The organism is Ralstonia sp. Ralssp135, assembly GCF_047304345.1.
In the GTDB taxonomy this organism is placed as follows: domain Bacteria; phylum Pseudomonadota; class Gammaproteobacteria; order Burkholderiales; family Burkholderiaceae; genus Ralstonia; species Ralstonia chuxiongensis.
Genome location: NZ_JBGLYZ010000008.1, coordinates 38,952 through 60,548 on the forward strand (window position 1 = coordinate 38,952; position 21,597 = coordinate 60,548).

At 64.1% G+C, this 21,597-nt stretch carries 21 protein-coding genes and 1 riboswitch; of the genes, 5 read left to right on the top strand and 16 right to left on the bottom strand.

Features of this window, described 5'->3' with window-relative positions; genetic code table 11:
* Positions 1 to 51: 51 nt before the first annotated feature.
* The 7 genes from ACCD03_RS08415 to ACCD03_RS08445 form a co-directional block, all read right to left on the bottom strand.
* Positions 52 to 522 carry a DoxX family protein gene (locus tag ACCD03_RS08415; RefSeq protein ID WP_413411288.1) on the bottom strand — a complete coding sequence of 157 codons (471 nt, stop codon included), beginning with the start codon at positions 520 to 522 and terminating at the stop codon, positions 52 to 54.
* Positions 519 to 1,277, bottom strand: coding sequence for a putative DNA-binding domain-containing protein (locus ACCD03_RS08420; RefSeq protein WP_413411289.1), 759 nt, complete (start codon positions 1,275 to 1,277; stop codon positions 519 to 521). The genes ACCD03_RS08415 and ACCD03_RS08420 overlap by 4 nt, the downstream gene beginning before the upstream one ends.
* The gene (locus ACCD03_RS08425; RefSeq protein WP_413411290.1) at positions 1,264 to 2,133 is read right to left on the bottom strand and encodes a DUF692 domain-containing protein; all 870 of its coding nucleotides are present in this window, start codon (positions 2,131 to 2,133) and stop codon (positions 1,264 to 1,266) included. Before ACCD03_RS08425 ends, ACCD03_RS08420 begins: the two co-directional genes overlap by 14 nt.
* 22 nt (positions 2,134 to 2,155) lie before the next feature.
* Positions 2,156 to 2,422 carry a DUF2282 domain-containing protein gene (locus ACCD03_RS08430; RefSeq protein ID WP_024978729.1) on the bottom strand — a complete coding sequence of 89 codons (267 nt, stop codon included), beginning with the start codon at positions 2,420 to 2,422 and terminating at the stop codon, positions 2,156 to 2,158.
* 225 nt (positions 2,423 to 2,647) lie between these two features.
* Positions 2,648 to 3,175, bottom strand: a complete 528-nt coding sequence (locus tag ACCD03_RS08435) for a DNA-binding protein (RefSeq protein ID WP_413411291.1) — start codon at positions 3,173 to 3,175, stop codon at positions 2,648 to 2,650.
* 122 nt (positions 3,176 to 3,297) lie between these two features.
* Positions 3,298 to 3,567, bottom strand: coding sequence for an H-NS family nucleoid-associated regulatory protein (locus tag ACCD03_RS08440; protein ID WP_045203842.1), 270 nt, complete (start codon positions 3,565 to 3,567; stop codon positions 3,298 to 3,300).
* A 157-nt stretch (positions 3,568 to 3,724) separates the two neighbouring features.
* Positions 3,725 to 4,627, bottom strand: a complete 903-nt coding sequence (locus tag ACCD03_RS08445; RefSeq protein ID WP_413411292.1) for a DMT family transporter — start codon at positions 4,625 to 4,627, stop codon at positions 3,725 to 3,727.
* A 133-nt stretch (positions 4,628 to 4,760) separates the two neighbouring features.
* Here ACCD03_RS08445 and ACCD03_RS08450 point away from each other — a divergent pair, with 133 nt between their 5' ends.
* A complete protein-coding gene (locus ACCD03_RS08450; RefSeq protein ID WP_112188049.1) occupies positions 4,761 to 5,213 on the top strand; it encodes an Lrp/AsnC family transcriptional regulator in 453 nt (150 codons plus the stop codon).
* 11 nt (positions 5,214 to 5,224) lie between these two features.
* Here ACCD03_RS08450 and ACCD03_RS08455 read toward each other — a convergent pair whose 3' ends face one another.
* Positions 5,225 to 6,403: a cystathionine beta-lyase gene (locus ACCD03_RS08455; RefSeq protein ID WP_413411293.1), complete on the bottom strand. Its 1,179-nt coding sequence runs from the start codon at positions 6,401 to 6,403 to the stop codon at positions 5,225 to 5,227.
* Between the two features lie 110 nt (positions 6,404 to 6,513).
* On the opposite strand from ACCD03_RS08455, the gene ACCD03_RS08460 reads away from it, so the two are divergent.
* Both ACCD03_RS08460 and ggt read left to right on the top strand, forming a co-directional pair.
* A complete protein-coding gene (locus tag ACCD03_RS08460; protein WP_413411294.1) occupies positions 6,514 to 6,990 on the top strand; it encodes an Lrp/AsnC family transcriptional regulator in 477 nt (158 codons plus the stop codon).
* Between the two features lie 144 nt (positions 6,991 to 7,134).
* On the top strand, positions 7,135 to 8,865 hold the full coding sequence (gene ggt / locus ACCD03_RS08465; protein ID WP_045203845.1) for a gamma-glutamyltransferase: 1,731 nt from the start codon (positions 7,135 to 7,137) through the stop codon (positions 8,863 to 8,865).
* Positions 8,866 to 8,943: 78 nt separating this feature from the next.
* Here the strand turns inward: ggt and ACCD03_RS08470 are convergent, their stop codons facing one another.
* The 5 genes from ACCD03_RS08470 to ACCD03_RS08490 all read right to left on the bottom strand — a co-directional run bounded on the left by ACCD03_RS08470 (position 8,944) and on the right by ACCD03_RS08490 (position 14,530).
* A complete protein-coding gene (locus tag ACCD03_RS08470; protein ID WP_413411295.1) occupies positions 8,944 to 10,017 on the bottom strand; it encodes a 4-hydroxyphenylpyruvate dioxygenase family protein in 1,074 nt (357 codons plus the stop codon).
* A gap of 81 nt (positions 10,018 to 10,098) precedes the next feature.
* Positions 10,099 to 11,289: an MFS transporter gene (locus tag ACCD03_RS08475; RefSeq protein ID WP_413411296.1), complete on the bottom strand. Its 1,191-nt coding sequence runs from the start codon at positions 11,287 to 11,289 to the stop codon at positions 10,099 to 10,101.
* 4 nt (positions 11,290 to 11,293) lie between these two features.
* Positions 11,294 to 12,127 carry a shikimate dehydrogenase family protein gene (locus ACCD03_RS08480; protein WP_325652897.1) on the bottom strand — a complete coding sequence of 278 codons (834 nt, stop codon included), beginning with the start codon at positions 12,125 to 12,127 and terminating at the stop codon, positions 11,294 to 11,296.
* An 18-nt stretch (positions 12,128 to 12,145) separates the two neighbouring features.
* On the bottom strand, positions 12,146 to 13,531 hold the full coding sequence (locus tag ACCD03_RS08485) for an MFS transporter (RefSeq protein WP_253534488.1): 1,386 nt from the start codon (positions 13,529 to 13,531) through the stop codon (positions 12,146 to 12,148).
* Between the two features lie 231 nt (positions 13,532 to 13,762).
* Positions 13,763 to 14,530: an IclR family transcriptional regulator C-terminal domain-containing protein gene (locus tag ACCD03_RS08490; RefSeq protein ID WP_009240699.1), complete on the bottom strand. Its 768-nt coding sequence runs from the start codon at positions 14,528 to 14,530 to the stop codon at positions 13,763 to 13,765.
* Between the two features lie 137 nt (positions 14,531 to 14,667).
* On the opposite strand from ACCD03_RS08490, the gene ACCD03_RS08495 reads away from it, so the two are divergent.
* Together ACCD03_RS08495 and ACCD03_RS08500 are read left to right on the top strand one after the other, a co-directional pair.
* Positions 14,668 to 16,554, top strand: coding sequence for a bifunctional sugar phosphate isomerase/epimerase/4-hydroxyphenylpyruvate dioxygenase family protein (locus ACCD03_RS08495; protein WP_413411355.1), 1,887 nt, complete (start codon positions 14,668 to 14,670; stop codon positions 16,552 to 16,554).
* A 121-nt stretch (positions 16,555 to 16,675) separates the two neighbouring features.
* Positions 16,676 to 17,740, top strand: a complete 1,065-nt coding sequence (locus tag ACCD03_RS08500) for a porin (RefSeq protein WP_253534480.1) — start codon at positions 16,676 to 16,678, stop codon at positions 17,738 to 17,740.
* 68 nt (positions 17,741 to 17,808) lie between these two features.
* Here ACCD03_RS08500 and ACCD03_RS08505 read toward each other — a convergent pair whose 3' ends face one another.
* From ACCD03_RS08505 to ACCD03_RS08515, 3 genes are all read right to left on the bottom strand, one after another.
* On the bottom strand, positions 17,809 to 19,062 hold the full coding sequence (locus tag ACCD03_RS08505) for a D-amino acid dehydrogenase (protein WP_413411298.1): 1,254 nt from the start codon (positions 19,060 to 19,062) through the stop codon (positions 17,809 to 17,811).
* Between the two features lie 145 nt (positions 19,063 to 19,207).
* Positions 19,208 to 19,313, bottom strand: a riboswitch (glycine riboswitch).
* A 64-nt stretch (positions 19,314 to 19,377) separates the two neighbouring features.
* Positions 19,378 to 20,169, bottom strand: coding sequence for an ethanolamine ammonia-lyase subunit EutC (gene eutC, locus ACCD03_RS08510; protein ID WP_413411299.1), 792 nt, complete (start codon positions 20,167 to 20,169; stop codon positions 19,378 to 19,380).
* Between the two features lie 20 nt (positions 20,170 to 20,189).
* Entirely contained in the window at positions 20,190 to 21,572 is a 1,383-nt protein-coding gene (locus tag ACCD03_RS08515) for an ethanolamine ammonia-lyase subunit EutB (protein WP_413411300.1), read from the bottom strand.
* Positions 21,573 to 21,597 lie beyond the last annotated feature (25 nt).

Genomic DNA, 21,597 nt, shown 5'->3' on the forward strand with positions numbered 1-21,597 from the left:
GAAGAGAGGGCGACAAGCCAACATCATAAGCCCGTCGCCCACGTATTCTGCTTAACGCGTGCGGTGCTCCCAAAGGGTCTGCGCCGCCAGCCAACCCGGTCCCACCGTCGCCACCAGCGCTATCAGCACACCCCACACAAAATGAAACTCGATGGCCGATGCGGACAGATTGGCCCAGTAGGATACCGCCGCCACGACGTTGACGAAGAACAGCCCTGCTGCCGCAAGCCGCGGCACGATGCCGGCCAGCATGAGAGACGGGAAGACCAGTTCGCCAAACGTGCCGAGCGCGGCTGCCAGGGCGGGCGGCAACAGCGGCACCTTGTATTCCTCGGTGAAGAGCAGCACGGTCGTGTCCCAGTCGTGCAGCTTGGTCAGGCCGGAGCGGAAGAACACGTAGAACAGATATGCCCGCGCGATCAACAGGATGAGCGAGCAGAGCGCGCTTTGCGGCCCGGCGAGTCGGTCAAGCGAAGCGCGGATGCGCGTGAGTGGGGCAAAGGTCGTGGCGAGGGTGTTCATGGCGTGTCTCCAGTTGGCGGAGTTGTTGGGCATGCAGACAGTGCGAGCAGCCCCGAGCGATAGAGGCCAGACAGGCATGCGGTCAAATCAAAATTTGGCTGTTCGGCCAGCGTGGTTTCGAGCGCGGCTTGAAGCGACGGCGTAGCGTCGCAAGCTGCGAGGAACGTGGCTGTGGGGGCATCAAGATCGAGCACGGCAACACGATGCCCGCGCACGGCAATCGCTGCGGCTTCGCCCACACCCAGGTCAATTTCGTTGAGCGCGACCGTTGCGTCGGGCTGATGTGCGCGCCAGATTGAAACCACGGGCCACGGCGAAACCACCCACTGCGCTCCCTCGACCAACCCCGCGCGAAGCGTGTCTGCAGGTTGTGCGAACAGGTCGACGTTGGCCGCTTCCACGTGCGCATTCGGCGCGTAATGCGCCCAGTGCACGCACCATTCCAGACGTGCCACGTCAGCGAGATACGGCACGCTGTGCGCCAACGGAGATTGCGCAATGACATCCGGCAGCGCATTTCCATAGCGATGCAGATTCGGGGATGTAGATGCCTGCACGGCCAGCGTGTCGCGCACCAGCGCATCAAAGCAGTCTTCACCGACGAGCGCCCGGCAGACGGGATACGCCCCCGCCAGCGCATTACGCAGAATGGCCAGACGCGCGTTGCGGTAAGTGGCAATACCGCGCGCCTCTTCGTGGCTTGCAGGGTTGGTTAGTGCGCCGATAAGGTGCGCTTCCCAGTCAGGCAGTCGCATGGCGTGGCTCCTGCGTGGGTGCATTGGCGTGGCGGTCGAGCGTTGCTTGGGCGCGTGCCGCTTCGTCCAGCAACACCTGCACGGGAGGCAGTTCGGCATCCCATTCGATCAGCGTCGGGCGTGCGCCGTGCTTGGCGATCCATGCGTCGTACAGCGCCCAGACAGGGGCATGGACCGGCGCGCTATGTGTGTCGATCAGCATGTCGTCTTCCACGCTGAAGCCGGCTAGGTGAATCTCGCCGACCAGCGCAGGGTCGATATCGGCAAGGACCGATTCGACGGTCACGCCATGGTTGACGCTGTTCACGTACAGATTGTTCAGGTCCAGCAAGATGCCGCAGCCCGTACGCCGGGCGAGGGCGGTCAGGAATGCACCTTCGGAGACGGCCTCGTCGGCGTCGACCAGTGCGCGGCAGTCGACGTACGCGGCGATGTTCTCGATCAGCAGCGGTCGCTTGAGGATGTCCTGTGCACGCATGATGTTGGCGCAGACGACATCCAGCGATTCGCGGGAATAGGGTAGCGGCAGCAGGTCGTTGACGACCTGCGGACCGCTGCGGTTGAAGCACAGGTGCTCGGAAATGGCGGCGGGCGCTACCGCATCGGCCAGCGTGGCGATGGCGCGTACGTGCTCGACGTCCAGTCCATCCGCATTGCCCAGCCCCATGCCCACGCCGTGCAGGCTCACGGGCAGGTGCGCTCGTGCGGCCAGCAGCGCTGCGCGGGCGGGGCCGCCATACAGATAGTTCTCGCTGTGCACTTCCACCCAGGGGAAGCGAGCTTCCCCGTGCAACAGGGCGGGAAAGTGCGGTGCGCGCAGGCCTGCGCCGGCGCAGGTTGGCAGAGCGGTCTGCATGGCGGTCTCCCGGCGTCGCGCGTTACTTGGACGGGGCCTGCATCGTGCCGCCCATCTGCGCGCAGGTGCCGGCCGGCACGTACTTCCACGACATTGGGTCCTTATCCATCTTCGATTGGCCGGCGCAGGCGTGGGCGCTGCCCGGGCTGGCGCAATCGTTCTGGCCGGCCTTGGCGACGCCGTAGCACTTTTCCTTGCCGGCGGCATCAGCGGCCTGCACCGGTGTCGACAGAGCGCCCAGCGCGAGCAGGCTACCCAGAGCGGCGGCGATCATGGCGTGTTGTTTCATTTGTGTTCTCCTTGAGTGGCAGGTGTCATTGAACGGCGGACAGGGCGAAATCCCTCGCCGTACGGTGCACTGCGGCATCGCGCAGATGTGTTCCGTGCACCTTCGTCGGCGCACGCGGGCGTTCCTGACACGGAGAACAAAAATTTTTTGATTTTTTTTTTGTGAGGCAATCCGCCATAAAAAAGGCGACCCCGATGGGTCGCCTTCCGGCTGAACAGGAAAGATTTACCTGGCGTGCGCCGCGCGCGTGCGTGCCGCCTTCTTGGCGGCGGATCGGCCGGCTGCGCCCTTGGTGGCAGCGCCCTTCTTGGCCGCCGCCGAGCGCTCACTGCTCGAACGCTTGGATGCCGCGCTGTGCGCCTGCTTGGACAGCGAGGATTTGGAAGCCGCCGAATGCCCTTCCTTCTTCAGCGTGCGCGTTGTGGTTTTGCTGCGCTTGGCCGTGGATTCCTTGCTGGCACTGGCGTGGCTGCCGGTCTTGTTGCCTGCCTTGCTGCCGGCCTTGACGTCATGTTCCGCCTTCTTGCGTGTGGCGGCCGACGCCTTGCCTTCCCCCGGCGGCTTGACGGCAACGCCCGCGCGGCGTGCCTTCGATAGACCGATCGCAATGGCCTGCTTGGTGTTTTTCGCACCGTGCTTGCCTTCACGGATGTGATCCATCTCTTCCTTCACGAAGTTACCCGCCTGGGTCGAGGCGGCCTTGCCGTGGCGCTTGTCGGCGCGCGCACGTTCTACGGTTTTGCGTTCCGGCATGATGACGTCCTCCGTTGGGTTGGAGCGCCAGCCGGTCATGCTGGGCATCAGCCCACAGATCAACAAACCGGCAGCGCTTGCACACAACCACGCAACTGGCGTACCTGTGCATTGCCTGCGCTTCAGCCCACGCGGAAATGCTCGATGCTCTGTCCTGCGTTGACGGCGCGCTTCAGCCAGTCGGGCATGTCGCCCATGCCGTCCCAGTGCTGGCCGTCGGCGCTCATGTAGACCGGGCCGATGGGGGCGGATGGTGCGGGCGGCGGCGGTGGCGCGTCAAAACAGCCATGCGCCTGCAAATCTTCGACAGACAGGTCGTAGGTTTGCATTTGTTCCAGGATCCAAGCGATCGCGGTTTCGCGACCCGGCTCCGGCGGGTGACCTTCCTTCATCTTGTACGTATGTTTGGGGTTTTCTGTCCGCTGGCTGCCAAAGGGAGAGAGAGGCAGGCGCAGGGCGCGCCGGGCGCCAGCGGAAAACGCACAAGAATAACAGCAGTTGGGCCGCAGATTCGTGTTGCGAATGTGGGGGACTATTGCGCGTATTGCGTTATTTGGAAACGGGGGATTCGGCCCGTGCCCGCAACCAGCGATACGGCGACCACCCGAGGTTCATGCCCGCCGCCGCCAGCAGGATCGCGCCGGCACCCAAAAACTGCGCCAGTTGCAGGCGATGCCCGAACGCAACGATATCTACCACGATGGCAACAATCGGATAGATGAACGACAACGATCCGGTCAGATGCGTCGGCAGACGTTGGATGGCGCCATACAGCAGGATGTACATCAACCCCGTATGTACCACGCCCAGCGTGATCAGCATCCCCCAGGTGTGCGCATCAGCCGGCAGATGCCGCAGATTGGCCAGCGGCGCCAGCATCAGCACGCCCACGCACACCTGGATGAGCGCGATCAGATGCGGCGGCGTACCGGCCAGCTTCTTGATCAGGAGCGCGGCCACCGCATAGGCAAACGCCGCGCCCAGCGCCATCACAATGCCTGCCAGGTAATCGGTCCCCATGCTGGCCGCAGGCCCCACCTGCACAATCAGTACGACGCCGATAAAGGCGATGGCCAGCCATGTGAGCTTGGCCGCCGTCAGCTTTTCTGACAGAAACAGCGCGCCCAGCCCGACCAGCATGAACGGCTGCGTGTTGTAGACCGCCGTGGCAATCGAGATAGATGCGCGCGGATACGCCGCGAACAGCAGCAGCCAATTGATGACGATTGCCACGCCGCCCAACGCGGCAATGCCCGCACGCCGCCACGTGATGGCGCCGCGCAGCAGCCCCAGGCCGGCGCAAACCCCCAGCAGCGTCAGCGCGCCGAACACGCAGCGCCAGAACACAACGTCGGCCACCGGCTGGTCTGAGCGGACAACGAACCAGCCGATCGTTCCGGAAATGACCATGGCGGTGGTCATCTCGACCGTGCCGCGCGTCTTATCGTTCATGCGAACCACCTTGAGCGTTGGATGCAAGAAGGATCGCACGCGGATCGACCTAACTTCCATCGCTTTTCTAAGGCAAAATTGACGTTCTTTCTAATGAAGTAAGGCGAAATGCCAGAATTGGAGGCGGAACGCAATGAACACGATTGACGCGCTGGATCAACGCATTCTTGACGTCCTGCTGACCGATTCCCGCATTTCGCTCAAGCAACTGGCCGAGCAGGTGGGGCTTTCGTCCCCCAGCGTGTCGGAGCGCCTGCGGCGGCTGGAGGAGCGCGGCGTGATCCGGCATTACACCGTCGACATTGACCCGGCGGCGCTGGGCTACACGCTGCAGGCCATCGTGCGCGTGCGGCCCATGCCGGGCAAGCTGCATATCGTGCAGAAGCTGATCGAAGAGATTCCCGAGATCGGCGAATGCGACAAGGTCACGGGCGAGGACTGCTTCATCGCCCGGCTGTATGTGCGCTCGATCGATCAGCTCGACCAGATTCTCGATCGCGTGGCGTATCACGCCGAGACCAACACCGCCATCGTCAAGACGCAGCCGGTAAAGCGACGTGCGCCGCCGTTTGCACCGGCTGACTGACGTGCTGGCGGTTATGCGGCAACAGCGGGCTCCTGGATGGCTGCATGCGCCATGGCTTGCCGCAGATCGGCAATCAGATCTTCCGGCGCTTCCAGCCCGACGTTGAGCCGCACCAGGCGGCCGCGATAGTGGCGATTCGGTCGCGCCAGATCAGGATATGGCATCACCAGGCTGCTCGTGCCGCCCCAGCTCATGCCGATCCGGAACATGCGCAGCGCATCGATGAACGCGTTGACCTGCTCGGCCGAGACGCTTTCCTGGAATACCACCGAAAACACGCTGGTTGCGCCGGTAAAGTCGCGCTTCCAGAGTTCGTGGCCGGGGCATGACGGCAGCGCCGGATGGAGCACGGTGGCAACGCAATCCTGCAGATGAAGCCAGCGCGCCACCGCCAGCGTGGAGGCTTGCAGGCGCTCCAGCCGCAGCCCCAGCGTTTGCAGGCCACGCAGCGCCAGGCTGCAATCGTCGGGCGAGGCGCCCATGCCAAGGTCGGCAAACGCGCTGCCCACACGTTCGAACATCGCTTCCGAGTTGACCGAGACCGAGCCGAGCAACAGGTCGCTGTGCCCGCCCACGTACTTCGTCAGCGCCTGCATGCTGACGTCCACGCCGTGCGCAAAGGCATCGAAATACACGCCGGCCGTGTACGTGTTGTCGAGCGCCACCGGCACGCCGCGCGCGTGCGCCGCTGCCACGATGGCCGGCACGTCCTGCACTTCCATCGTGACCGACCCGGGGCTTTCAGTCCAAACCAGTGTGGTGTTTGGGCGGATGAGCCCGCCGATGCCCGCGCCGATGAGCGGGTCATAGGTTTCGACTTCGATGCCCATGCGTTTGAGCAAGCCGTTGGCCATGCTGCGGTTGGGCCCGTACGCACTGAACGGCACCAGCGCATGGCTGCCCGCGCCGCAGCAGGCCAGGTAGACGAGCGCGATGGCAGCCTGCCCGCCGGGGACGATAAAGCTGTGGCGAGCGCGTTCCAGCTGCGCAATCCGCGCGCCCAATTCAATGGCGGTCGGCGTGCCGTAGAGGCCGTAGGTGTAGCCGTACTGCGCATGGCGCCAGTCGTCCACGACCTGCGCTGCATTGTCGAACAACACGGTTGAACCACGGTAGACCGGGGTCACCAATGACCGGAAGCCGCCAGGGGCAAGCGTTTCGGGGTTGACGAGCTGGGATTGCCAATGCATGGGATGGCCCTCTACGAACATGTGGACCGTGAAATCCTATGTCACGTCAGCAGAGCAATTTCAGCTATTCTGCCCAGCCAGACGCAAAAATTTCTCGCTCCCCGCCCTTTATGGCCACGCAGAAATCGCTCGAACTCGACGCATTCGACATCGCCATTCTCAACGCTGTGCAGCGGTGCTACACCACGCCACTGCGCGTGATCGGGGAGCAGGTCAATCTATCGACCGCCGCCGTGCAGCGGCGCATCAAACGGATGGAGGAAGCGGGCGTCATTGTGAGCAACGTGGCGGTGGTGGACCCGGAGCGGGTGGCCAAACCCATCACCGTGATCGTTGAGGTGCATGCCGAGCGCACCAATACCGCGGCAATGGCTGCGCTCAAGAAGGCGCTCTCCGGCCCCGAGGTGCAGCAGTGCTACTACGTGACGGGCGAGGCCGATTTCGTCCTCATCCTGAACGTGGCCACGATGACGGAGTACGAAGCCCTCGCGCGACGCTTGTTCGACGACAACGACAACATCCGGTGGTACCGCACGGCCGTGGTGCTCAACCGCGTGAAGGTCGGGCTCGAAGTGCCGCTGGGCTAGCGATGCATGCCGTTCAACCGCCTGCACAATGCGTCAATACGGGGATGAGGCTATAGTGCCCCAGCGCGCCGCCTGATAAGGTTTGCGCGCCATAACACGTACGCTGGCACGACCGGCGTCCTTGAAGGTACCAAAGGAGCTCCTATGCAGAATCCAAGAACAGGCATGCGGTGGATCGCCGCCGCAATCGCCTCGATCAGCATCACGACCGTCGCTCACGCGGCATCCGTCGCACCCGTGGCCGCAGAAAACGGCATGGTCGTTGCGGCGCAGCATCTGGCCAGCAAGGTCGGTGTGGAAGTGCTCAAGCGCGGCGGCAATGCTGTCGACGCAGCAGTGGCCGTGGGTTACGCGCTGGCCGTGGTCTATCCGGCAGCGGGCAACCTTGGTGGCGGTGGTTTCATGACCATTCAGCTGGCCGACGGCCGCAAGACCTTCCTCGACTTCCGTGAAGTCGCACCGAAGGGTGCCACCGCCAACATGTACCTCGACAAGGACGGCAACGTCATCAAGGGCGCGTCCACCAAGGGCCATTTGGCCGTGGGTGTGCCGGGCACCGTGTCGGGCATGGAGTATGCGCGCCAGAAGTACGGCACGATGCAACGCGCTGCACTGATCGCGCCGGCCATCGCGTTGGCCGACAAGGGCTTCGTCCTCGATCAGGGCGATGTCGACATGCTGCACACCTCCACCAAGGACTTCCAGGAAGACGCTGCATCGGGCGCGATCTTCCTGAACAAGGGGCAGCCGTTCCAAGTGGGCGAGAAGCTCGTCCAGCATGACTTGGCCAAGACGCTGCGCGAGATCAGCAACAAGGGCACCGACGGTTTCTACAAGGGCTGGGTCGGGCAGGCCATTGCTGCATCGAGCAAGGCCGGTGGTGGCCTGATCACGCAAGAAGATCTGGTCGGCTACAAAACGCGCGAACTGGCGCCGGTCGAGTGCGACTACCGTGGCTATCACGTGGTGTCGGCACCGCCCCCGAGTTCGGGCGGCGTGGTCATCTGCGAAATGCTGAACATCCTGGAAGGCTATCCGCTCAAGGACCTGGGCTGGCATTCCGCGCAGGCAACGCACTACCAGATCGAAGCCATGCGCCACGCCTATGTGGACCGCAACAGCTACCTGGGCGACCCGGACTTCGTGAAGAACCCGCTGGACCGCCTACTGAGCAAGGACTATGCGGCCAAGATCCGTGCGGTGATCGACCCGAAGAAGGCTGGTGTGTCGAAGGACATCAAGCCGGGCGTCGAACCGCATGAGGGCAGCAACACGACGCATTACTCGATTGCCGACAAGTACGGCAACGCGGTGTCGGTGACGTACACGCTCAACGACTGGTTTGGCGCGAAGGTGACGGCCGCCAAGACGGGCGTGGTCCTGAACGACGAGATGGACGACTTCACGGCCAAGGTCGGTGTGCCGAACCTCTACGGCCTGGTGCAGGGCGAGGCCAACTCGATTGCGCCGGGCAAGCGTCCGCTGTCATCGATGAGCCCGACCATCGTTACCAAGGATGGCAAGCCTGTCATGGTGGTGGGCACGCCGGGCGGCAGCCGCATCATCACGGCCGTCATGCTGACCATGATCAATGCGATCGACTACGGCATGAACGTGCAGGAAGCCGTCGATATGCCGCGCTTCCACCAGCAATGGCTGCCGGACGTGACCAACGTGGAGCCGTACGCGCTGTCGGAAGATACGCGCAAGATCCTGACGTCGATGGGCCACAACCTGGGGGCGCCGCAGCCGGCCAACCACCTGGCGGCGATCATCGTCGGGGCGCCGTCGCTGGGCGGCAAGCCCGTCGGCAACAACCGCTTCTATGGCGCGAATGATCCGCGTCGCAATACGGGGTTGGCAGCCGGTTATTGATTGGCATTGCAGCATCCGCAGTACGAAAAAAAGCCCGCCGAAACTTGGCGGGCTTTTTTCTTGGCGACGTTTTCTGGGTCAGGCCGCCGCAGTCAACACCGGCAGATTGCCCTCGCCAAAGCCGTGGTGCCCGCGCCGCTGCACGATCTCGAAAAAGATCTCGCCTGGATGGCGCTTGATGAAGGTTTGCAGGAACAGTTTGGGCACGCCGTCGACGATCTCGCCGTCGACCAGGATGCCGTATCGGCGCAAGGCTTCCAGGTCCAAACCGTGATCGGGCAGGCGCGCGTCGACGGTGTCGTAGTAGTGTGCCGGGGGCTCGACGAAGGTGAGGCCGTTGGCGGCCAGCGCGGCGGCTGTGCGCAGGATGTCGTCGGTAGCCAGCGCAATGTGCTGCACGCCTTCGCCAGGGTGGTCGGGCAGGTAGGCGTGCATGAGGTGCGCGCGGTGCGTGCCTTCTTCATAAAGCGGGATGCGGATCATGCCGCACGACGACACCATCACGCGGGAATCCGCCGCGACGTGCCAGTTGGCGTGCAGCTCGTGGATCTCGCGAAAGCCGAGCTGGTTGCGGTAGAAGTCGATCCAATCCTGCAGGCGGCCGGCGCCGACGGTTTGCGTCAGGTGGTCGACGCGTGCCAGCCCAACGCCGGCGTGGTGCCAGTCCTCATGCGCGGTCTCTGCATCCAGCGGCCGGAAATCGATGTCGTAGATGGAGATGTCGCCCAGGCCGCCCCTGGCGCCGTGCTTGCCGCGCCAGCGGTCGACAAAATACAGATGCGTATCGCCCACGCCCTGGATGGCCGGGATTACCAGTTCGCTCGGGCCGATGGGCTCGGCTTCGGCCGGCCATGCGCCCAGTTCGACGGCACGACCGTAGGCGTGCTGGGCATCTTCAACGCGGATGCCGATGGCGCAGATGCCCACGCCATATTCCTCAGCCCAGCGGTGCGCGAAGGAATCGGCTTCGGCGTTGACGAGGAAGTTCATGTCGCCTTGCCGATACAGCGTGACGTCCTTGCTTACGTGCCGCGCGATGGCCTTGAAGCCCAGCGATGCGAACACCTGGCCCAGCGCAGCCGGCGCTTGCGTGGCGAACTCGATGAACTCCAAGCCGGCGGTCTTGAAAGGCAGGTCGGCGTTGCGGCTCATGGTCAAACTCCTGTGGCTGAAGCAAAGAATGCAGACACCGCATTGTGTACCACGGGCGTGGCAATGCGCATCCAGCAGTTGCTATGCGGCAGCGCTTTGTGGATCCGGCTGGCTCTGCAGCTTCGGTAGCCAAAGGAAGGCGATGGACGCCAGCACGGCGCCGGCAAGCATCATCGGCACCACCATGGGCCAGGCACCGAGGCTGTGCGATGTGTCGTCAAACGCTGCCGCTGTCTGCCCCAGGCAGAAGGCCGCCAGCATCATGATGAAGCCTGACCATGACACCGCCCGCCCTGCAAGATGTGGCAGTTCGCCCACCGCACCGGCTTGGCCGCAAGGCTGGTGAATGCCGTGGCCCATGCAATAGATGCCGTGCCCGAGCAGCAGCGGCCATGCTTGCCCGGGAAGCAGCCAGCAGCCCAGTCCCTGGATGCCGGCGCCCAACAGGCTGAGCGTTGCGCCTTGCTGCACCGTCCGCACGAGGCTCTGCCTGCGCAGCAGGCGCCGACAGCCCGTCGTGCTCAGGATATAGACGAGCGATCCGCCGGCCGGTATCCAGCCATAAAGCTCGGGAGACAGGCCGAGGTACGCGATATAGACCATCGGCGAAAGCAGCAGGAAGCAGAAGATGCCGGCGTAGGTCGTGGCTGCCAGCAACCCCCAGACGCGAAAATCTGCGCTGGCGAAGATCTCGCGCACGCTGCCAGCCTGGGCGTGCGTCTCTTGCCGGGTTTCGGCAAAGCCGTACCAGCACATCGCCCACAGCACGATTGCATAGAAGCTCATGCCTGCCAGAACCCAGCGCCAACCCGCGTGTTGTGCGACAAAGGCGCCCAGAATCGGTGCCATCAACGCCACGAAACCCAGCCCCGTGAGGCCGCGTGCCATGACGTGCGGACCATCGCGCGCCGGGTGCAGATCGCGCACAGCGGCGCGTGCGCACACCAGGATGGCGGCCATCGAGAAACCCTGCAGGGCGCGTGCGGCGGTCAACAGGGAAGCGGTTGTCGCCAGCGCGCCGGCCAGTGCAGCCATGGCATAGCACGCGAGCCCGATCAACAGCACTTGGCGGCGGCCAAAACGATCGGCCAGGCTGCCCATCGGCAGTTGCCCAATGCCAAAGGCCAGCGCGAAGACCGTGAGGCTCGTGCTGGCCGATCCCAGCGTCTTGGCAATGGCGGGCAGGGCGGGGAGATAACTGTCGGTCGCAACCGGTTGCGCCGATAGCAGCAACGGCAACAGCAGGGCAAAGCTCAGAGGGCGACGCGTCATCAGCTCAGTATGCAATGGCTGCGCTGCGCCGCAGCTCATCTGCGGTGGCGGTGCCGAAGCCGAAGAACTCCAGGTACGCGGGAATCATCTCGAACAGCATGTCGGTGCCGACCTGGACATCGCAGCCCTTGTCGAGCGCCGCGCGCAGCAGCGGCGTGTACTCGGATTTCATGACCACCTCGCCGACAAAGCAGCTCGGCGCGATGCGTGCCACGTCGAAGGGCAGCGGATCGTCTTCTTTCATGCCCACCGGCGTGGCGTTGACCACCACGTCGAAGCCGTCCGGATCATTCGACCCGGTGCGCACCACCAACGCTGGGTAGTGCTCGCGCAGACGCCGCCCCAGCGATTCAGCTGATTCTGCGCGCGTGTCATACAAGGCAAGCTCGCCGACACCCGCAGCAGCCAGCGACGCGGCAATCGCCGAGCCGACACCGCCGGCCCCCGAGAGCAGCACACGCGCCCCTTCCAGTTGGCGACCCTTGCGCAGCACGCCGCGCACGAACCCGGCACCGTCGAACTGGTCGCCCAGCAACGTGCCGTCATCGCGCTTGAGCACCGCATTGCAGGCGCCCGCGATGCGCACGGCCGGCGTAACTTCATCGACCAGATCCACCGTGGTGACCTTGTGCGGCATGGTGATCAGCGCGCCGCGCAGGTTGGTAAAGCGGCAGATCGATTCGAAGCTCTGCGCATAATCCTCTGCCTTCACCCCCATGGGCACCACAACGGCGTCGATGCCTTTTTGCTCGAACCAGGGGTTGTAGATCATCGGCGACTTGAAGGTCTCGGTCGGGTAGCCGATGTGGGCAATGAGGGTGGTTTTTCCAGAAATCATGGTTCAGGCGTGCGTGTTTCAGGCGGCCAAGGCTCCGGCCCGCTGGCGGGCATATTCGGCCTTGTCGACGGGTTGGGCGGCTGGCTGGCCCAGCTCGTCCATATGAATGCGGTAGGTCTCGCGTGCGGTCATGGCGGCCACGGCGGCAATCACCGTGACGCCAAAGGCAATGGCGCCCACGGTCAGCCAGATGTTGGTGGCTCCCGGCGGTGCCACGGCGGTGAAGAGGGCCGGCAGCATGGCGGTGATAGCCGTGCCGACGTTCTGCGAAATTGCCATGGCCGACACACGGGTGCGCGTCGGGAACAATTCCGGATAGAAGCTCGGGAACACCGCGTTGTAGCCCTGGTAGACCACGCCCCACATCAGAATCGAGATGACGAAGGCGAGCGGCACGTTCTTGATGCTGATGGCGTACAGGTAGGCAAAGGCGAGCAGGCCAGCGAGCAGCGAACCGATCACGATCGGCGGCTTGCGGCCGATGCGGTCGGACAGGTCACCAACATACGGAATGACGAGTACCGCAACGATGTTGCCCACCACCGGAATCCACAGGTAGATGTCTTGGGCAAAGCCGATGCCGTAAGCCGGCTGCACCGCATAGGCGGCGCCAAAGATGGTCGCCACCACCGGAATCACGTTCATCAGGGCCATGCAGACCACGCGCAGCATGTCGGGCGTGCTGTATTTGAAGGCGTCGATCACGGGGGAGCGCGGGCGGCCTTGTTGCTGTTGCTCAGCGGTAAACGCGGGGGTTTCGTGCACTTCGCGGCGGATGATGTAGCCGGCGATGATGACGACGAAGCTCAGAACGAACGGAATGCGCCAGCCCCAGGCGTTGAACTGGTCGGCGGGCATGTAGTGCGCCAGCGGTAGGAATACGGCGGCCGCCAGGATCTGCCCGGCCTGCACGCCTTGCAGCGTAAAGCTCGCGAAGAACCCGCGCCGGCCAAACGGTGCGTGCTCCAGGATCATCGAGCTGGCGCCCGAGATTTCACCGGCCACGGCAAAGCCCTGGATCAAGCGCATGATGACCAGCAATGCGGGAGCCCACAGACCGACTTGGTCATACGTGGGCAGCAGGCCCACGGCAATCGTCGAAAAACCCATCAGGAACATGCACCAGAGCAGCACGTTCTTGCGCCCGTGCGTGTCGCCCAGATGGCCCAGCACGAACGCGCCGATCGGCCGCGCGATATAACCCACGCCGTACGTCGCCAGCGAGGCGATGATGGCCGTCTTCGGGTCACCCTTGGGGAAGAAGATCTGCGGAAAGATCAGCGCTGCGGCGGTGGCGTAGATGAAGAAGTCGTAGTACTCGAGCGCCGAGCCGATCCAGCCGCTGGCGGCGGCTTTCTTCGACTGGTGCTTGCCCAGGGGTTCATGGGCAGGGGCTGCGGTCATGGTTGTCTCCGGTTTTATCTGTGCGGCCTATCGTGCGATTCGTTCGATGAAGGGCCGTCTGTACACGCAACGCAGCGTAGTCCGCCGCCCGGGCGGGGCACAAGCGACTGCCGATTGAATTCGTTCGATAATCGCACAACGTGGTGCGAATAACGTACGACTCAAGGGTTTCTCCGAGTTCATACGTCTGTCAAAGCGTGAGGTCTTGGTGCAACGGACGTGCGTGGCGCGCTACAGCACGCGCATGATCGAAAGCGCTGTGTCCTGCAGTACCTGCAGCACACGCTGCAAGGCGTGCTCGGTGGTTTCCTCACCGACTTGCATGTTCACGCTCAGCGCGGCAATCACGTTGCCATGCCGATCGCGCAACGGCACCGCCACGCCACGCACGCCAATCTGCAGTTGCTGTTCGACCACGGCGTAGTCCTGCCGGCCGGCCTTGCGGATTTCATCGAACAGGCGGTCCCGCTGCAGGATGGTGTAGGGCGTATAGGGCGTCAGCACGCAGGTTTCCAGCCATGCCTTGACCTTCTGCTCGGGCTGCGCGGCCAGCATCATCACGCCGGCCGACGCGAGTGGCGCCGGCACGCGCGCGCCCAGCACGAATCCCGTGCTCATGACCCGGCTGGTGCTGGTGCGCGAAATGAAAACGAGCTCCCAATCATCCAGCACGCTGAGGTACGCCACCTCGCCCACAGCGGCAGTCACCTGCTGCAGGAAGGGCTGCACCGTGCGCGGCAAGCGCGCCGAATCGAAGTACGACCAGCCCACCTTCAGCACGCGCGGCGTCAAGCTGAACAGCGTGCCCTCGCTGGTGAGGTAGCCGAGGTGTTCGAGGGTCAGCAGGTAGCGGCGCGCGGCCGTGCGGGTGAGGCCGGTCAACTCGGCGGCCTGGGTGGGCGTCAGGCGCGGGTGCTCGTGGTCGAACGCCTCCAGGATGGCGAGCCCTTTTTCCAGCCCAGCGATCCAGTCGCGCCGGTTCAGCGGTTCCTTCGTCATGGCGATAACCCTAAAAACGAGCGATATGTGCGCACGATTGTACGATCATCGAACGCTGTTGCGCGAATGCCGCTTGTCGGCATGTGGGGGCGCTCCTACGCTGCGGGCATTGCTTGATGCCCGACCACCGTATCGTCATGAACTCGCTTCACCCAGCACCTCGCCCCAAATGCATCGCCACGGTGTGCCTGTCCGGCACGCTGCCAGAAAAGCTGGCGGCCGCCGCCGCCGCGGGCTTCGACGGTGTCGAGATCTTCGAAAACGACCTGTTGAATTTCGATGGATCGCCGGCGCGCGTGCGTCAAATGGCAGCGGAACTTGGTCTGACGATCATGCTGTATCAGCCGTTCCGCGATTTCGAAGCCATGCCGCGAGAGTTGTTCGCGCGAAACCTGGCGCGTGCCGAGCGCAAGTTTGACGTGATGGCCGAGTTGGGCGTCGAGATGGTGCTCGTCTGCAGCAACGTGCAGGACATCGCCATCGACGATCCTGCGCGCGCGGCAGACGATCTGCGCCAGATGGCAGAAGCAGCGGCACGGCGCGGGCTGCGCGTGGGCTATGAGGCGCTCGCCTGGGGGCGGCACACGCGGACCTGGCGCCAGGCGTGGCAGATCGTGCGGCAGGCTGACCACCCGGCGCTCGGGCTGATTCTCGACAGCTTCCATACGCTGTCGCTGGGCGACACGCTGGATGGCATTCACGACGTGCCGGCGGACAAGCTCTTCTTCGTGCAATTTGCAGACGCCCCGAAGTTGTCGATGGACGTACTGTCCTGGAGCCGGCATCACCGTAATTTCCCGGGGCAGGGTGACCTGCCGGTGACGGACTTTGCGCGCGACTTGCTTGCTGCGGGCTATACCGGGCCGTTGTCGCTTGAGGTCTTCAATGACGAATTCCGCTCTGCACCGGCGCGGCTCACGGCACTGGATGGCATGCGTTCGCTGCGCTGGTTGGAGGCCGAAGCTGGCGGTGCGGAACTGCCTGCGGCTGCTCAATTTGAAGGCGTGGATTTTCTGGAGTTTGCCGTGGATGCTGCGGCAGGACGGGAACTTGAAACGCGCCTGCGTGCGCTGGGTTTTATCCTTGCGGGGCACCATCGCTCCAAGGCGGTTGACCTGTATCGGCAAGGCGGCGTCAACGTGATCCTGAACATGGAGCAGGACAGCGCCGCGTCGGAGCACTTCCAGTTGCACGGGCCGTCGGTCTGTGCGATCGGCCTGAAGGTGGACGATGCCGAGCGCGCCATGACACGCGCACGTGAGCTGTGCGCCCAGGAGTGGCGCGGGCCCGTGGGGCCGACTGAGCGCAGCATTCCCGCGCTGCGCGCACCCGATGGCACGCTGCTCTATCTGATCGACGATCGCGAGGCCGATCGCAGCATCTACGAAAGCGATTTTGTCTTGCATCCTGGCGTGCAAGACGATGTAGCCGGGTGGGCATCGATTGACCATGTAGCGCAGGCGCTGCCCGCGCACCGGCTCGACAGCTTTGTGCTGTTCTATCGGGCCATCTTCGGCATGCACGCCGAAGCCGTACAGGAGATTGCCGACCCCTACGGCCTCGTGAAAAGCCGGGCGATGGTGAGCCCGGACCGCAACGTGCGGATTCCGCTCAACGTATCGGAAAGCGGGCGCACGGCCACAGGCAGGTTCATCACCGCCTACGCGGGCTCGGGGGTGCATCACATTGCATTCCGCACTGAGCGGCTGTTCGAGACCATTGAGGCCATTGACCGTGGCGCGGCCTGCCTGCAGCACGTGCCGGAGAACTATTACGACGACGTTGCCGCCCGGCTTGGGCTGGATGACGCGCTGCTCACCCGCCTGCACGACGACGGTCTTCTCTACGACCGCGACCCGCACGGCGATTTTCTGCACGCCTACACCGAACCCTTTCGCGAGCGCTTCTTCTTCGAGCTTGTCCAGCGCAACGGCTACCTGGGCTACGGCGCAGCAAACGCTGCCGTGCGCATGGCTGTGCAGGCACAACTGAGCCGCGGCGCCACCACTTCGGCTGACCACTGAGACACGAGAAATCTTGCGCTCACGGTTGTGCGGCCGTGGGCGCTATCCACGCAACACCGCGGCTGCGCGTGCGGCCGTCGCACATCCATACCCATCACACCAAAGAGGAGACAAGGGAGCCATGAACAAGACAATGATTGCCGCACTGGTGCTCGGAGCCACGAGCCTGCCAGCGGCGGCGCAAACCGCCGGCGGTGTCACGCTCTACGGGCTGATCGACACCACCATCCGCTACAGCACGCACGAAAATGCGGCAGGCAACAGCAATCTGCAGATGACAGACGGTGTGCTGACCGGCAGCCGTTGGGGCTTGCGCGGCACGGAAGACCTGGGCGGCGGCACCAAGGCCATGTTCATCCTGGAATCGGGCTTCTCCCCCGATACCGGCGGTAGCCAGCAGGGCGGGCGTCTGTTCGGACGCACCGCGGTGGTCGGCCTGGAAGGCGATTACGGCAAGCTCTACCTCGGCCGGCAATACACGCTGGCGCACGAGGTCTTGTCTTCGTACGAGGCGATGGCGTTTGCCAACAACTCCATCGTTGGCTATCAGGGCGGCAACTACACCGGCCTGCGCTACGACAACACGGTCAAATACATCAAATCGTTCGGCGGCCTGCAACTTGCCGGCGCATGGACCTTTGGCGAGGCAGCGGGCAGCTTCAGCAAGAGTTCGGCCGGCGCCGGCTCGATCGTCTACAGCATGGGTCCGGCTGAAGTGGGCGCGGTGTATCAGGTCACGCGCGATGTGTCGTCGGCGTTCTTCGGTGCGGTGCCGGCTGCGCTGGCTAGCAAGCAGACGGTCTGGGGCTTTGGCGGCAAGCTCGATACCTCGATTGCCACGTGGTACCTGGGCTATACAAACAGCCGCCTCGACGTGGCCGACTACAAGAACCAAGCCGCCTATGTGGGTGCGAAGGTGCCGATCTCCGGCGCACTGAGTTTCATCGGCACCGTGCAATATGACTGGATGAAGCATCTCGACGCGAGCGGCAAGCGCCTGACCACCGCCGGCATGCTCGACTACGCCTTCAGCAAGCGCACCGACGTCTACGCCGAAGTTGACTACACCCGCCTGCAGGGTGCCTGGATTGCGCTTAACAGCGCGGCCGCGTTCAACAACTCGGGCAACACGTATGGCAACAACTCGCGCCTGGGCGTCATGTTGGGCGTGCGGCACAAGTTCTGATCGCTCCGATCGCTCTCGCAATGAAAAAGCCCGCCGAGACTCTCGGCGGGCTTTTTCTTTTGTTGCGATCAATGCACCGGGCAGTCGCGCGCGATCACGTCGCCCACCATTGCGGCGGTGGCGCCGGATAGCGTCCAGCCCAGATGCCCGTGGCCCGTGTTGTAGAACACGCGCCCATGCCGCCCACGGCCGACGCGCGGCATCATGTCCGGCATCATCGGGCGCAAGCCAGCCCACGGCACCACGCGCGACGTGCCAATCGCAAAGTTGCGGCGCGTCCAGGCCACCAGGGGCTCGATGCGGTCCGCGCGGATATCGCGGTTGTAACCGTTGAACTCCGCCGTGCCGGCCACGCGGAAGCGGCCAGCGCCGAGGCGGCTGGTCACGATCTTCGCGCTCTCATCGAGCAGGCTGACCCACGGCGCGCCTTGCACGCTGGCTTCGTCGTCCAGGTGCACCGTGATCGAATATCCCTTGACCGGATACACGTTGATGCGATCGCCCACCATCTGCGCGATATGCCGGCTGCCCACGCCCGCGCACACGACCATCGCGTCGGCGGCAAGGTCCTGCGCGACATTCGCCTCGCTGGTGGAAAGGCGGTCATCCAGTGTGGTCTGCAGCAGGAGGCGAACGCCGCCCTCAGTGGTTTGCACATCGCGCACATCCACACCTTGCATAAAGCGCACGCCGCGTTTTTCGCACGCCTGCGCGAGACCGCGCGTGAACTTGTGGATGTCGCCGGTGGCGTCGGACTCGGTGAAATAACCGCCGTAATAGTTGCCCCGCAGTGTGGGCTCGATGGCGGCAATGTCTTCACGGCTCACGGCGTGGCGCTCAAGCCCGCCGGCGACGAGCAGGGCGTTGGCCTTGCCTGCGGCCGCAAAGCTCGCCTTGTCGTGATAGACGTGCAGAATGCCGCGCTTCTGCAGATCGAAATCGATCTGCTCTCGTTCGGCCATCGCAAACAGATGCTTGCGTGCCTCGATGGCCATGCGCGTTGTTTCGATGGTGTTGCGGCGGTAGTGCGCGATGCTGGCCACGAACTCGCCGATCCACGAATACTTATGCCACGACGGCTTGGGATTGAGCAGGAGCGGGGCGTCGTTGCGCAGCATCCATTTGATGCCCTTGAGCAGCGTGCCGGTGCTGTTCCAGACTTCAGCGTTGCTGGCGGAAAGCTGCCCGCCGTTGGCGAACGAGGTTTCCATGGCCGGATACAAGTGGCGGTCGAGCACCGTGACCTGATAGCCGAGTTGCGAGAGCGTGTAAGCAGTGGTGACGCCGGATATGCCGGCGCCGACGATGACGATGTGCGTCATGGCGGTCCCTATGGAGTGATGTCATGACCGGACGATCCGGTCGGCTCACCCCATCTGTCTTGGGACCTGAGAGCTTGGGCATCAGCAGCGCTGGCGCCTTCCCCTTCGGTGGGCGCACGCGTGTACGCCTCTCTCCAGATTCGCAGTCGACGCCACAGTCCTTTTGCCTGAGAGTTTCCGGGGTGGTTGCTCCATCGGCGCCGGGCGTTGCGCGTGTGCGCGTTAAGCCCGGTCTCTCCTGCGGCGTGTTGCAGCTGTCGTTGGTGCGTCAGCCGCGCCTGCGTGCTGCCGGTGTGGGCAGCGGGAGGGAGTGTGTCACGGGTCGTGGCGTTCGGCAAGTCGGGCCGCACCGGAGGCGATGGATGGCGTGTCGTCCTTCAGGTCCACGCCACTGCGGCCGAGCGCCAGCGCGCCTTTGAGCAGGAACACCAGCCGGGTCGCCGCCTGGTCATAGGTCAGGCCTGCCGGCCGCACATTCGAGATGCAGTTGCGCTGCGCATCGGAGCAGCCGACTCGCGGCGCGTAGGTCAGGTAAATGCCTAGGCTGTCAGGCGAACTCAACCCCGGCCGTTCACCGATCAGCATCACCACCTGCCGCGCACCAAGCAACGCACCGATCTCATCCCCCAGCGCAACGCGAGACTGCCCGGCGATGACAACAGGGCCGATGGACCAGTCGCGCGGCAGACGATCGCGCGCGCAGCACAGCACCGGCACGCTGTGGCTTTGCGCCGCCAATGCGGAAAGCCCGTCAGCAATCACAAAGACAACGTCGAAGGGCTGTGCTGGCCGCAACGGGCCGAGTTTTGCTCGGCTGGCATCGTCAAGCCGGCGGCCGAGATCTGGACGGCGGAGATACTGGGCGCGGTCAGCTGCCGCGCTGTGCACGGTCAATGCCGTGAGGCCCGCCTGCCCAAGCGCGGCCGACAACGCCGTGCTATCGAGCGGCAAGTGCACGGCATCGCGCGCTTGGGCATGTGCCACGCCAAACGCGAGCACAGCGTCAGTCGTCTGGCTGTTGCCGGCCCGGCCCAACGCAATGCGCGCGTCGGTGAAGGCGCGCAGGTGTGTCCACGGATTCGGCTGAACGAGGGGGTGTTTGGGCATGTTCGGCTTCCCAGCGGGATTCACAGCGCGTGGGCCAACTGCAGCAGCGGCTGCCGCGCCGTGGCGTCTTGCAGGCGCCCAACGGTGTCGACAATGCCCATGCTTTGCAGCCACGCCTCAAACTCCGGCGCCGGCCGCAGGCCCAACGTGTCGCGCAGATAGAGTGCGTCATGAAACGACGTGCTCTGGTAATTGAGCATGATGTCGTCGGCGCCCGGCACGCCCATGATGAAGTGGATGCCCGCCACGCCAAACAGTGTGAGCAGCGTATCCATGTCGTCCTGATCGGCTTCAGCGTGGTTGGTGTAGCAGACGTCGCAGCCCATGGGCAGGCCCATCAGCTTGCCGCAGAAGTGGTCTTCCAGCCCCGCGCGGATGATCTGCTTGCCGTCGTAGAGATACTCCGGACCGATAAAACCGACCACCGTGTTGACCAGCAACGGCGAGAACGCCCGCGCCACCGCATAGGCACGCGCCTCCATGGTTTGCTGATCGACGCCGTGATGCGCATTGGCCGACAACGCGCTGCCCTGGCCGGTCTCGAAATACATCACGTTATTGCCGACCGTACCGCGCGCCAGGCTCTGCGCGGCGTCATGCGCCTCGGCCAGCAAGGCAAGGCTGATGCCGAATCCAGCGTTGGCCTGTTCGCTGCCCGCTACCGACTGAAACACCAGGTCAACCGGCGCGCCCTGGTCAATGGCGCGCAGTGTGTTCGTCACGTGGGTCAGCACGCACGACTGCGTGGGAATGGCGTAGCGATTGCGCAGTTCATCGACCAATTGCAGCAGCGATACGATCGCACCGAGATTGTCGCCCGCAGGGTTGATTCCGATGGTCGCATCGCCGCAGCCATAGAGCAGGCCATCGATGATCGACGCGGCAATACCTTTGGGGTCGTCCGTCGGGTGATTGGGCTGCAGCCGGACTGACAATCGGCCGGGCAAGCCGATGGTGTTGCGAAAGCGCGTGACCACGCGGCACTTGCGGGCCACGGAAATCAGATCCTGATTGCGCATCAGCTTGCTGACCGCGGCGGCCATTTCGGGCGTGATGCCGCGCGCGACGCTTGCCAGCGTCTGGCTGTCCGTCTCATGCAGGAGCAGCCAGTTACGGAACTCGCCCACCGTGAGCGAGGCGATCGGCTGGAAGGCCTGCGCGTCGTGCCGATCAAGAATCAGGCGCGTGATCTCGTCTTCCTCATAGGGCACCAGCGCTTCGTTAAGGAACGCCGACAGCGGCACGTCTGCCAGCGCCATGCGCGCGGCCATGCGCTCGCCTTCGCTGGCTGCGGCCAGGCCCGCCAGATAGTCGCCGGAGCGCGCCGGGCTGGCTTTGGCCAGGAGCGTCTTGAGATCGTTGAACACATAGCGCTGCGCGCCAATGGTCTGAGCGAAGTGCATGATGGGATACGCGGAAGCGTCCAAT

What these genes read in the sequence shown, in the direction of transcription:
- ACCD03_RS08455 (WP_413411293.1), bottom strand. Translation starts at nt 6,403, where the DNA reads ATGCATTGGCAATCCCAGCTCGTCAACCCCGAAACGCTTGCCCCTGGC.
- ACCD03_RS08415 (WP_413411288.1), bottom strand. Translation starts at nt 522, where the DNA reads ATGAACACCCTCGCCACGACCTTTGCCCCACTCACGCGCATCCGCGCT.
- ACCD03_RS08485 (WP_253534488.1), bottom strand. Translation starts at nt 13,531, where the DNA reads ATGACCGCAGCCCCTGCCCATGAACCCCTGGGCAAGCACCAGTCGAAG.
- ACCD03_RS08430 (WP_024978729.1), bottom strand. Translation starts at nt 2,422, where the DNA reads ATGAAACAACACGCCATGATCGCCGCCGCTCTGGGTAGCCTGCTCGCG.
- ACCD03_RS08480 (WP_325652897.1), bottom strand. Translation starts at nt 12,127, where the DNA reads ATGATTTCTGGAAAAACCACCCTCATTGCCCACATCGGCTACCCGACC.
- ACCD03_RS08495 (WP_413411355.1), top strand. Translation starts at nt 14,668, where the DNA reads ATGAACTCGCTTCACCCAGCACCTCGCCCCAAATGCATCGCCACGGTG.
- ACCD03_RS08515 (WP_413411300.1), bottom strand. Translation starts at nt 21,572, where the DNA reads ATGCACTTCGCTCAGACCATTGGCGCGCAGCGCTATGTGTTCAACGAT.
- ACCD03_RS08490 (WP_009240699.1), bottom strand. Translation starts at nt 14,530, where the DNA reads ATGACGAAGGAACCGCTGAACCGGCGCGACTGGATCGCTGGGCTGGAA.
- eutC (WP_413411299.1), bottom strand. Translation starts at nt 20,169, where the DNA reads ATGCCCAAACACCCCCTCGTTCAGCCGAATCCGTGGACACACCTGCGC.
- ACCD03_RS08460 (WP_413411294.1), top strand. Translation starts at nt 6,514, where the DNA reads ATGGCCACGCAGAAATCGCTCGAACTCGACGCATTCGACATCGCCATT.
- ACCD03_RS08435 (WP_413411291.1), bottom strand. Translation starts at nt 3,175, where the DNA reads ATGCCGGAACGCAAAACCGTAGAACGTGCGCGCGCCGACAAGCGCCAC.
- ACCD03_RS08440 (WP_045203842.1), bottom strand. Translation starts at nt 3,567, where the DNA reads ATGAAGGAAGGTCACCCGCCGGAGCCGGGTCGCGAAACCGCGATCGCT.
- ACCD03_RS08420 (WP_413411289.1), bottom strand. Translation starts at nt 1,277, where the DNA reads ATGCGACTGCCTGACTGGGAAGCGCACCTTATCGGCGCACTAACCAAC.
- ACCD03_RS08500 (WP_253534480.1), top strand. Translation starts at nt 16,676, where the DNA reads ATGAACAAGACAATGATTGCCGCACTGGTGCTCGGAGCCACGAGCCTG.
- ACCD03_RS08505 (WP_413411298.1), bottom strand. Translation starts at nt 19,062, where the DNA reads ATGACGCACATCGTCATCGTCGGCGCCGGCATATCCGGCGTCACCACT.
- ACCD03_RS08470 (WP_413411295.1), bottom strand. Translation starts at nt 10,017, where the DNA reads ATGAGCCGCAACGCCGACCTGCCTTTCAAGACCGCCGGCTTGGAGTTC.
- ggt (WP_045203845.1), top strand. Translation starts at nt 7,135, where the DNA reads ATGCAGAATCCAAGAACAGGCATGCGGTGGATCGCCGCCGCAATCGCC.
- ACCD03_RS08445 (WP_413411292.1), bottom strand. Translation starts at nt 4,627, where the DNA reads ATGAACGATAAGACGCGCGGCACGGTCGAGATGACCACCGCCATGGTC.
- ACCD03_RS08425 (WP_413411290.1), bottom strand. Translation starts at nt 2,133, where the DNA reads ATGCAGACCGCTCTGCCAACCTGCGCCGGCGCAGGCCTGCGCGCACCG.
- ACCD03_RS08450 (WP_112188049.1), top strand. Translation starts at nt 4,761, where the DNA reads ATGAACACGATTGACGCGCTGGATCAACGCATTCTTGACGTCCTGCTG.
- ACCD03_RS08475 (WP_413411296.1), bottom strand. Translation starts at nt 11,289, where the DNA reads ATGACGCGTCGCCCTCTGAGCTTTGCCCTGCTGTTGCCGTTGCTGCTA.